This window comes from uncultured Phenylobacterium sp., assembly GCF_902826855.1.
Lineage (GTDB): Bacteria > Pseudomonadota > Alphaproteobacteria > Caulobacterales > Caulobacteraceae > Phenylobacterium.
In genome coordinates, this window is sequence record NZ_CADEGK010000157.1 from 1 (window position 1) to 8,263 (window position 8,263).

The window sequence follows — 8,263 nt, forward strand, 5'->3', positions numbered from 1 at the left end:
GCGCCGGTTTCCTCGTCGGTCTCGAACACGATGAGGCGCAGCTTCACCTTCAGCGGCGCGGCATAGGTCATGTCGCGCTGGACGCATTCCTCGACGTCGTACTTGGGCTCCTCGAACTCGTAGGAGACGTACTCGAGCACCGCGCGCTCGTTGAAATCCTTGATCGGGAAGACGGAGCGGAACACCGCTTCGACGCCTTCTTCCTTGCGGTCCGGGGCGCGAGTCTCGCGCTGCAGGAACTGCTCATAAGATGAGCGCTGAACCTCGATCAGGTTCGGCATCTGCACGGCTTCTGGAATGCGGCCGAACGAAAAACGGATCCGCTTCTTGCCGGTGAAGGATTGCGCCATTTTGATCCCTTGTAGGCGCTGGGACGGAATCCCGGCGCCGAGTGCTGCTATCCTGCGTCCACCCTCGGCCTCCCGTTGCCGGGAGCCGGACGCTGGAGGCCCCCTGTGACGTTGGGGGCGCCCCCTCGCATGGTCGGAGGGCTGATGACCATGCCTCGGGGCCTGCACGCGCGAAGGCCGCATCGAAAGATGTGATTCGGGAGGTGTTTTCGCGAACGGCGGGAGATAGGCGCTTTTCGCCGACTTGTGAAGCCCCTCGCCTTAAGAAATGCGAGCGGCGGCGCGGAGCCGTGTCTCCGCGCCGGCTTCTGGGGTGTCCGGGGCGTGTCCCCGGCTGTCATCTCTCGTCTGCCCTTGCAGCCCATCAACCGACGGCGGTGCGCGGGTGTTCCCGCTCAAGAGGTCGACCAGCGGCAGCCGCTCGCTACCTCGGCTGGCCGCCGTTGAGCAGGGGTAGGCAAGACTGCCAGTTCGTCGGGTTTGCCGCGGCGCAGGCCTGATAGCTCTGGCCGCCCTGGTGTATCGCGGCGGCCGTCCCGCCAGGCGACGGGGGGGACTGGTAGGCTGCGATGCCCAGGGTTGGGGCCCGCGGCGCCACCGGAGCATGGGCCGCGTTGGCAATCTGCAGGCAGGCCTGGATGGCGGTGTTGTCGCCGCGGGCGTTCTGGACGCAGGTCGAGATCGCCTGCTGGACGGCGGCGGGGCTCACCCCTGGCTGGGACGCGGCGGCCGGCGGCGCGGCCGCCGCGCGGCCCTGGCTGAGGATTCCGAGCAGCCCGACGGCGACCTGAGCCTTGCCGCCACCGAAGCCGCCGAGTCCCGGGCCGCCGCCTCCTCCGCCGCCCAGCCGGGCGCGCAGCTTGGCGCACTCGGCCATGCCGGCCCCCATGGGCGAGTTGCAGATCTGCACCGCCTGGTTCAGCCGGTTGATGTCGCCCGCAGTCTGCGCGTGCGCCGCGCCGGCCGGCAGTGCGACGACGGCCACGGCCGCGGCCAAGGTCGTACGGATCGTCATGTCAGTCCCCCGGAGCGGCAGTTCCCCGAGGCTGAGACTGAGGCAAGCGCGTGTCGGCGCCCTCCCCCGATTGGGGGCATGAAAAAGGGGCCGGGTTTGCGCCCGGCCCCTCGATCTTCTCAGAAGCGTCGATTGGACGCCGCCACCCTACTTGATGGTGACGGAGGCGCCGGCTTCTTCCAGCTTCTTCTTCACTTCTTCCGCTTCCTGCTTGGAGACGTTCTCCTTCACGTTCTGCGGGGCGCCTTCGACGAGGTCCTTGGCTTCCTTCAGGCCCAGGTCGGGACGGACGGAGCGGACTTCCTTGATGACGTTGATCTTCTTGTCGCCACCGGCGGTGAGCACGACGGTGAACTCGGTCTGCTCCTCGGCGGCTTCGGCCGGCGCGGCGGCGGCCCCGGCCGGGGCGGCGGCGGCCACCGGAGCGGCGGCGGACACGCCCCACTTTTCTTCCAGCAGCTTGGACAGCTCAGCGGCTTCCAGGACGGTCAGGGCGGACAGGTCGTCCACCAGCTTTTCGAGATTGGCCATTTGGTTCGGTCCTTAAAGAGAGAGGTTTTGTCGGGAAGTGACGATCAGGCGGCGTCCTTGGCGGCATAGGCGCCGATGACGCGAGCCAGCTGACCGGCGGGGGCCTGCAGGATCCCGGCGATCTTGGTCGCGGGGGCTTGCAGAAGGCCGACGATCTTGGCGCGGAGCTGGTCGAGAGAAGGCAGTGTGGCGAGAGCCGTCACCGACGCCTTGTCCAGCACCTGTTGACCCATGAAGCCGCCAATGACGGTGAACTTGTCATTGTCCTTGGCGTACTGGGTCGCGACCTTGGCGGCGGAGACAGGATCCGGCGCGAAGGCGATGGCGACCGGGCCGGTGAAGAGGGCATCGCCCTCCGCGCCGATCGAGCCGTTCAGAGCCTTCTGGGCCAGGGTGTTCTTCACCACCTGCAGCTGGGCGCCTTCGGTGCGAAGGCGGCCCCGCAGATCGGTCATTTCCGCAACGGTCAGACCCAGGTAGTGGGTCACGACCACGGCGCCGGCGCCGTCAAAAACGCCCTTGAGCGTCTCGATGGCCTCCTGCTTTTGAGCGCGGTCCATTGCGGTCTCCATACTCAGGTTCAGGCGCACGCGCGGATGCGCACGCCGGTAAGCAACCTGTCCTGTTCAGAGAAGCCGCAGCCTCGCGCCCAGCCGCATCTGCGGAGGGACGACCAAGCCGTCATCTTCCCGTCTCCCTATGGCCGAGGACGGGCTCGTCCTCGCGTTCCGGTCGCCGGTGACCCCGACGGCTCCACAGTTCTTGGACAGGATCGGAAGGCCCGAGGGCGCTTCCGTCCTCGCCTCTCCCTGACGGGATCGGCGAAGCGGCGGCGTTTACACGAAGGCGGCGACGGACTCAAGCCGTGGCCAACCAAGCCTCCAGTTGCGCCGCTTTGGCCAGGTCCTTGGGTCGGCCGAAGAGTCTCAGGATGCGCAGCTGGTCCGCCGCGGACGGGATCGGGCCGGGTGCGTCGAGCAGCCGCCCCCTCACCTTCAGGCCGCCCATCACCTCGACCGGTCCCCACGGCGTGAGGTAGCGCGCGAAGTCGAGCGACCGCCACGGACCGTCGGGCGCCTGGGGCTCGGCCGCGTCCAACCACCCGACCCAGGCCGACCGCAGCCGCTCCGCGCCATCGACACCGGTCACGATGTCGAGGTCCGCCGCCGCTTCAAGCGGCACGCCGAGCAGGATCAGGGCCCCGCTGCCGATCACGCTCCAGGGCGCGGCCATCGCGTCCAGATCGGGCGCCAACCGATGGAAGAGCGCCTCGACCTCGCTCGGCGTCACGGCTCACGCCCGCTCGAACACCGCCGCGATGCCTTGGCCGCCGCCAATGCACATGGTCTCCAGGCCGTACTTGCCGTCGCGCCGCTGCAGCTCGCGCAGGAGGTTGGCGAGGATGCGGCCGCCGGTGGCGCCGATGGGGTGGCCTAGGCTGATGCCCGAGCCATTGACGTTGAGCCGGTCGCGCTCGTCCCAGCCCCAGCCTTTGAGGACGGCGAGAACCTGCGGCGCGAAGGCCTCGTTCAGCTCGACCAGGTCGATGTCGTTCCAGCTGAGCCCGGAGCGCTCAAACAGGCGCGCCACGGCCGGCACCGGGCCGATGCCCATGCGCGAGGGGTCGCAGCCGGCCGCGGCCCAGCTCACAAAGTAGCCCATCGGATCCAGGTTCAGTTCGGCCAGCTTGTCCTCCGCCACAACCAGGCAAGCGGCGGCGGCGTCGTTCTGCTGGCTGGCGTTGCCGGCGGTGACCACGCCGTCCTTCTCGATGGCGCGCAGCTTGCCCAGGCTCTCGGCGGTGGCGTCCGGGCGCACGCCCTCATCCTTGTCGAAGATGATCGGGTCGCCCTTCTTCTGCTTGACCGAGACCGGCACCAGTTCGTCGTCGAACTTGCCGGCGGCCCAGGCGGCGGCGGCGCGCTGGTGGCTCATGGCGGCGTACTCGTCGCATTCCTCGCGGCTGATCTGGTAGTCGCGCGCCAGGTTGTCGGCGGTCTCGATCATGCCTGAGATCACGCCGAAGCGCTCGATCGGCTGGCTCATCACCCGGCCGCGGGCCAGGCGGTCGTGCATGGTCACCGAGCCGGCGCGCGCGCCCTTGCGCATGTCCAGGGTGTAGTACTCGGCGTTCGACATGCTCTCGACGCCGCCGGCGATCACCACGTCGGCGACGCCGGTCTGCACCATCATCGCCGCATCGATCACGGCCTGCAGGCCCGAGCCGCAGCGGCGGTCCAGCTGATAGCCCGGCACCTCGATCGGGAAGCCGGCCGCAAGCGCCGACCAGCGGGCGATGCAGGGCGCCTCGCCGTTGCCGTAGCCCTGGGCGAAGATCACGTCGTCCACCCGGGCCGGATCGATCTTGGTCCGTTCGACCAGGGCCTTCAGCACCACCGCGCCCAGTTCCCCGGCCGTCAGGTCCGACAGGCTGCCCAGGTACTTGCCGACGGCAGTGCGTATGGGAGAGACAATGGCGGCGCGACGCATGGGATTTCCTCCGACGGGTTGCAGCGTCCCCTGAAGCGCCAGCCGGGCCGGGTCAAGGGGTCAGCCGGTCCATTCCGCTGGCCGCTTCTCCATCCAGGCCCTCACGCCTTCCCTGTAGTCCGGCTCGCGGGACATCGCGACCAACAGCGCTTCGGCCGCCTTCACCGATGTCGCGGCGTCCCGATGCAGGTCGCGGTAGATCTGGCGCTTGGTCTCGCGAGCCGAGCCCGGCGCGACGCCGTCGGCAAGGGTGCGGGCGTACGCGATCACCTCGCCCATCAACGCCTGCGCCGGGACGATCCGGTTCAGGAAGCCCATCGCGATCGCCTCCTCCGCCGTGAACACCCGGGACGAAAGCAGGATGTCGTTGGCGTGGGTCAGGCCGACGATCCGCGGCAGCAGCCAGGAGAGGCCGTACTCCGCCGGGAAGTTGAACCTCCCGTGCGCCGCGGTGAACTTGGCGCCCGGGACGCAGAACCGCAGGTCCGCGAACGCCGCAAGGACGAGGCCCACGCCGGCCGCGGCGCCATTGATCGCCGCGATGATCGGCTTTCCCACGCCGAAGTGGTAGGCGAAGGCCGCGTCGAAGGCCGGATCGACGCCATAGCCCGGCTCTGCGATGTCGTCGGGCGTACCGGCGTCGTACTGCCCCCGCGCCGAATGTCCCTCCAAGGCCTGTAGGTCAGCGCCCGCGCAGAACGCATTGCCTTCCGGATCGCCGGTGACGACGATCACGCGGACCCCGGGGTCGGCGTCGGCCTCGCGCAGGATCCAGCGGTACTCGGTGTGCATCCGGCCGGTCCAGGCGTTGCGCCGCTTCGGCCGCGAGAGCGTCACGACGGCGATTCCGTCGGTCACCTGGTAACGTGTCGCCTTGAGTTCCATGGCTCAGTTGTAGAGCGGCTGGAAGCTGAAGACCCAGGGCGTTTCGGTGTCCACGTTCACCTGTACGGCCTTGAGCTCCGGCGCGCCGTAGACCTGCAGGCGGGTGATGTTGGCGAAGCGGGGCGGCTTCTCCTCCCCCTGGCTCACCATGAACGGCCGGTCGATAATCAGGTCGTGGAAGTCGCCGTTGATCAGCAGCACCGGCTTGCCGAACTTCGCGCCCTCGTCGCGGATCGCATAGACGATCCAGTAGAACGGCCCATCGCTGCCGCCGCGGATTTCCTTGCCCGTGAAGTCTCCGCCCCGGCCGTCCACGAACAGGCCGGCTTGCAGGGCCAGCACCACCGCCTTGGCGTTTTTGGCCTTGGCCTCGGCGAAGGCGGCCTTGATCCAGTCGACGTTGGCCCGGTTGCGCGCCACCGCCTCCCGCGCGCGGGCCTCGTCGTTCAGGGTGAAGCCGTTGGCCGACCCAGGAACGCTAACCGTCGCGAAGACCACCCCGCCCTTTTCCCACCGCGTGTTCTCGGCGGTTTCGAGCGTCGGCGTGACGTCGGTCTGGCGGACCAGCGGCATGGTGCGCTGGCCAAGGCTCTGCGGCTTGGCGAAGTAGAGGCGGCGGATCATCTTCAGTCCGCCGATCGGATCCCCGTAGCCGTAGCTGGCGAACTCGCCGTCGAACGTCTGCGCCGGTGAAAGGAACATCAGGTCCTTCGGGGTCGCCTTCTTCTCCAGGTAGCGGAGGTAGGCCTCGATCATTTCGGGCTTGCGGCAGTCGGTCCATTCATTGTCGCCGGGCGTGTAGACCAGCGGATGGTCGAACTTCGCGAACTGCCCCAAAGCGTAGCGGTGGCTCTCCTCGGTGCACGGCAGCGCGCCCCAGATGTCACCCACGTGGATGGAGAAGGCAGGCTTGGCCTTGTTGATGCGCTGGATCAGGGCGTCGTAGACCGGCTGGTCCCGAGGCAAGGTGTAGGCTGTGTCCCCCAACGCCACGAAGTGGAAGCTCTCCGCCCTCGCCGTTCCTGCCAGGACCATCACGATGGCCGCCAAGGCCCCCAGGATCGAACCCGCCCGCATCGCGCCCTCCCGCTTGCTCCGCGGACACTGTAGGGCGGGCGTTCGCAGAATTTAAGGAGCCTCGACGCGGAAACGCAGGATCGCGCCGTTCCAGCGGTCATCATCCTGGTCTCGCGCTTCCACGCCGCCGATGGCCGCCGTCTCCGCAACGCCGCGCCAGAACGCCAGCGCCCCGACGTTCCGTCGCGCCACCGCGATCTCCCACTGGCCGGGCCGGCCCTGGATCGCCCGCAGCGCGGCCTGTCGCCCGACCCCCTCGCGTCGGTAGTGTCGCGCGACGAAGAACTCCCCCATGTTGAAATCGGTGGGGGCGCCGGAATGGCTGTGGCGATCGATGAGGGCGAAGCCCGCCAGCCGCCCGGCCGCCCGGATCAGCAACGGCTCGGCGCCCGCCTCGGACCAGTAGGCCGCCAGCGGCGGGTACGATGGAAAGCGTCCGTCCTCCTGCAGTTCCACCTGCCGCTCCGCCCAGAAGTCGGCGAAGTCGTGGACGTAGAGTTGGAAGAGGTTCTCGATCGTGGCGCGCCGGTCGCCTGCTGGCTCAAGCTCGACCTCGATCATGTCGCTCCCCAAAGAGAAGGGGAGCGGCGTCACCGCCGCTCCCCTGGATTTTCCGTCAGCTCGGAAGCGGATCAGGCGGTGATCGTCGCCTGGTCCACCTTGAAGCCCGGGCCCATGGTCGAGGAGAGGCTGATCTTCTTGATGTAGGTCCCCTTGGCGCCCGACGGCTTGGCCTTGTTCAGGGCGTCGACCAGGGCGCGGACGTTGATCTGCAGGGCTTCCTCCGTGAACGAGGCCTTGCCGATACCGGCGTGGATGATGCCGGTCTTCTCAGTGCGGAACTCGATCGAGCCGCCCTTGGCATCCTTCACGGCCTGGGCCACGTTGGGCGTCACGGTGCCGACGCGCGGGTTCGGCATCAGGCCGCGCGGACCCAGCACCTTACCCAGACGACCCACCAGGGCCATCATGTCCGGCGTGGCGATCACGCGGTCGAAGTCCATGAAGCCGCCTTGGATGCGCTCCACCAGATCCTCGGCGCCGACCACTTCGGCGCCGGCGGCAGTGGCTTCGGCCGCCTTGGCGTCCTTGGCGATAACCGCGACGCGGACGTGGCGGCCGGTGCCGGACGGCAGGGCCACGACGCCGCGGACTTGCTGGTCGGCGTGGCGCGGGTCGACGCCCAGGTTGACGGCGATCTCGATCGACTCGTCGAACTTGGCGTTGGCGTTGGCCTTCACCAGCTTGACGGCGGCGTCGAGCGGGTGAGTGACCGTGCGGTCGCCAGACCAGGTCTTGGTGCGCTTGGCTTGCTTGGCCATGGTGCTAGGCCTCCACGATCTGAAGGCCCATCGAGCGGGCGGAACCCTCGATGATGCGGCTGGCGGACTCGACGTCGATGGCGTTGAGATCCTTCATCTTCTTTTCGGCGATCTCACGCAGTTGCGCGCGGGTGATCTTGCCGGCGGTCTCGCGGCCGGGCGTCTTGGAGCCCGACTTGATGTTCAGCGCCTGCTTGATGAAGAAGCTGGCCGGCGGCGTCTTGGTCACGAAGGTGAACGACTTGTCCTGGTAGACCGTGATCACGGTCGGCAGGGGCGTGCCCTTGGCTTCCTTCTCGGTGCGGGCGTTGAATTCCTTGCAGAAGCCCATGATGTTGACACCGCGCTGGCCCAGCGCCGGCCCGATGGGCGGCGAAGGCGTGGCGGCGCCGGCGGGCACCTGCAGCTTGATATAGCCCAAGATCTTCTTGGCCATCTTTACTCCTCAGGGCCCGCTAGGGCCGGTTTGAGCCGTGGTGCGGGGTTACGGTGGCCGCCCCCTCCCACGGATTTGATGTCACGGTCGTGACAGTTCCCGCGCTGGCCCAAAGAGGCGCAACACGAGGCGGGCGCGTTTAGCAGTCAAAGCGCAC

11 protein-coding genes are annotated in these 8,263 nt (G+C 68.2%); all 11 read right to left on the reverse strand.

Annotation, left to right across the window (positions count from 1 at the left end):
* Positions 1-350, reverse strand: a 350-nt coding sequence (locus QZV94_RS18340; RefSeq protein WP_293680079.1) for a hypothetical protein, incomplete at its 3' end; no start/stop codon positions are given.
* Between the two features lie 424 nt (positions 351-774).
* Positions 775-1,365, reverse strand: a complete 591-nt coding sequence (locus QZV94_RS18345; RefSeq protein ID WP_293680083.1) for a hypothetical protein — start codon at positions 1,363-1,365, stop codon at positions 775-777.
* Between the two features lie 147 nt (positions 1,366-1,512).
* Positions 1,513-1,896, reverse strand: coding sequence for a 50S ribosomal protein L7/L12 (rplL, locus tag QZV94_RS18350; RefSeq protein WP_293680087.1), 384 nt, complete (start codon positions 1,894-1,896; stop codon positions 1,513-1,515).
* Positions 1,897-1,940: 44 nt separating this feature from the next.
* Complete coding sequence (gene rplJ / locus QZV94_RS18355; protein WP_293680090.1) at positions 1,941-2,456, reverse strand: 50S ribosomal protein L10; 516 nt, start codon at positions 2,454-2,456, stop codon at positions 1,941-1,943.
* A gap of 298 nt (positions 2,457-2,754) precedes the next feature.
* Positions 2,755-3,186: a hypothetical protein gene (locus QZV94_RS18360; RefSeq protein WP_293680093.1), complete on the reverse strand. Its 432-nt coding sequence runs from the start codon at positions 3,184-3,186 to the stop codon at positions 2,755-2,757.
* A gap of 3 nt (positions 3,187-3,189) precedes the next feature.
* A complete protein-coding gene (locus QZV94_RS18365; RefSeq protein ID WP_293680096.1) occupies positions 3,190-4,386 on the reverse strand; it encodes an acetyl-CoA C-acetyltransferase in 1,197 nt (398 codons plus the stop codon).
* 60 nt (positions 4,387-4,446) lie between these two features.
* Positions 4,447-5,271: an enoyl-CoA hydratase-related protein gene (locus QZV94_RS18370; protein WP_293680099.1), complete on the reverse strand. Its 825-nt coding sequence runs from the start codon at positions 5,269-5,271 to the stop codon at positions 4,447-4,449.
* Positions 5,272-5,274: 3 nt separating this feature from the next.
* Positions 5,275-6,348, reverse strand: a complete 1,074-nt coding sequence (locus QZV94_RS18375; protein WP_293680102.1) for a hypothetical protein — start codon at positions 6,346-6,348, stop codon at positions 5,275-5,277.
* Positions 6,349-6,399: 51 nt separating this feature from the next.
* Positions 6,400-6,909 carry a GNAT family N-acetyltransferase gene (locus QZV94_RS18380; RefSeq protein WP_293680104.1) on the reverse strand — a complete coding sequence of 170 codons (510 nt, stop codon included), beginning with the start codon at positions 6,907-6,909 and terminating at the stop codon, positions 6,400-6,402.
* 71 nt (positions 6,910-6,980) lie between these two features.
* On the reverse strand, positions 6,981-7,670 hold the full coding sequence (gene rplA / locus QZV94_RS18385; RefSeq protein ID WP_293680106.1) for a 50S ribosomal protein L1: 690 nt from the start codon (positions 7,668-7,670) through the stop codon (positions 6,981-6,983).
* Between the two features lie 4 nt (positions 7,671-7,674).
* Positions 7,675-8,106 (reverse strand): 50S ribosomal protein L11, encoded by a 432-nt coding sequence (gene rplK / locus QZV94_RS18390; protein WP_293680109.1) that lies wholly within the window; start codon positions 8,104-8,106, stop codon positions 7,675-7,677.
* Between the last annotated feature and the right edge of the window lie 157 nt (positions 8,107-8,263).

Coding starts and splice junctions, on each gene's coding strand:
- rplJ (WP_293680090.1), bottom strand. CDS start 2,456: ATGGACCGCGCTCAAAAGCAGGAGGCCATCGAGACGCTCAAGGGCGTT.
- QZV94_RS18345 (WP_293680083.1), bottom strand. CDS start 1,365: ATGACGATCCGTACGACCTTGGCCGCGGCCGTGGCCGTCGTCGCACTG.
- rplK (WP_293680109.1), bottom strand. CDS start 8,106: ATGGCCAAGAAGATCTTGGGCTATATCAAGCTGCAGGTGCCCGCCGGC.
- QZV94_RS18370 (WP_293680099.1), bottom strand. CDS start 5,271: ATGGAACTCAAGGCGACACGTTACCAGGTGACCGACGGAATCGCCGTC.
- QZV94_RS18375 (WP_293680102.1), bottom strand. CDS start 6,348: ATGCGGGCGGGTTCGATCCTGGGGGCCTTGGCGGCCATCGTGATGGTC.
- QZV94_RS18380 (WP_293680104.1), bottom strand. CDS start 6,909: ATGATCGAGGTCGAGCTTGAGCCAGCAGGCGACCGGCGCGCCACGATC.
- rplL (WP_293680087.1), bottom strand. CDS start 1,896: ATGGCCAATCTCGAAAAGCTGGTGGACGACCTGTCCGCCCTGACCGTC.
- QZV94_RS18365 (WP_293680096.1), bottom strand. CDS start 4,386: ATGCGTCGCGCCGCCATTGTCTCTCCCATACGCACTGCCGTCGGCAAG.
- rplA (WP_293680106.1), bottom strand. CDS start 7,670: ATGGCCAAGCAAGCCAAGCGCACCAAGACCTGGTCTGGCGACCGCACG.